This window comes from Citrobacter sp. NCU1 (genome assembly GCF_010231475.1).
Taxonomy (GTDB): Bacteria; Pseudomonadota; Gammaproteobacteria; order Enterobacterales; family Enterobacteriaceae; genus Citrobacter_D.
In genome coordinates, this window is sequence record NZ_NRDO01000141.1 from 1 (window position 1) to 1,190 (window position 1,190).

The window sequence follows — 1,190 nt, forward strand, 5'->3', positions numbered from 1 at the left end:
GTGACAACCAAGAAAGGGGACTATGATGCGGAAGCTTGCCATTGTTCTGGCACTCGCCTCCACCGCTCTGGCTTCGCCTGCCCTCGCCCGCGACAAGTCGTGGTACGTCGGCATCGAAGGCGGCGGGATGATCGTCGAAGACATCGATTATGATGTCACCGGCACGCGCACTGGCGTCGCCAGCGTCGACCATGACTATGGTTATGACGTTGACGCCGTGATGGGTTATGACTTCGGTGGCTTCCGCCTCGAAACCGAAGTCGGCTATCGTCGCGCAACCGTCGATGGTTTCAGCTCGACCACGCTGACCAACACCGGCATCGGTGCTGGCACCGTTCCGGCTGGCAACTATGACTATGCCGGCGGCTCGACCTCGGCGCTCAGCTTCATGCTGAACGGCTTGCTCGACTTCGGTGCCGATGACGGCATCCAGGGCTTCGTCGGCGGTGGTGTCGGTGTCGCTCGCGTCAAGGCGAACTACGCCCTCAACAACCGTGCTGACTTCCTGAACGACTCGGACACCGTGTTCGCGTGGCAGGCTCTGGCGGGCATCCGTGCTCCGCTGACCGACCACATCGACGCGACGTTGAAGTATCGCTTCTTCAACGCCGAGAACGTCAAGCTGGTTGACGTCGCGAACAACACGTTCGACGGCCGCTTCCGCTCGCACTCGATCCTGGGTGGCGTGGCGTACAACTTCGGCGAACCGGCAGCTCCGCCGCCCCCGCCGCCGCCCCCGCCCCCGCCGCCTCCTCCCCCCCCGCCCCCGCCGCCGGCTCCCGAGCCTGTGGTCTGCTCGCCGGGTCCGTTCATTGTCTTCTTCGAGTGGGACAAGTCGGACATCACTCCGGAAGCAGCGTCGATCCTCGACAACGCGATCACCCAGTACCAGAGCTGCGGCAATGCCCGCGTGATGGTTGCCGGCTTCACCGATACCTCGGGTACGCCGCGCTACAACATGGGTCTGTCGCAGCGTCGTGCCGACGCGGTGAAGGCTTACATGACGTCGCGTTCGATCCCCGATGGCTCGATCACGACCGAAGCTTTCGGCGAACAGCGCGACAAGCTGCGCGTTCAGACTGCGGACGGCGTCCGCGAGGTCCAGAACCGTCGCGTCGAGATCACCTACGGTCCGGGCGCTGGCCAGTAAGCCACGCTCAGCCAAGGCTGATTGTAAAAGAGGGAGGTCA

Annotated in this window: 1 protein-coding gene; it reads left to right on the forward strand. The window is 63.8% G+C overall.

Annotation, left to right across the window (positions count from 1 at the left end):
- Positions 1 to 22: 22 nt before the first annotated feature.
- Entirely contained in the window at positions 23 to 1,150 is a 1,128-nt protein-coding gene (locus CJP72_RS24960; RefSeq protein WP_202882591.1) for an OmpA family protein, read from the forward strand.
- Positions 1,151 to 1,190 lie beyond the last annotated feature (40 nt).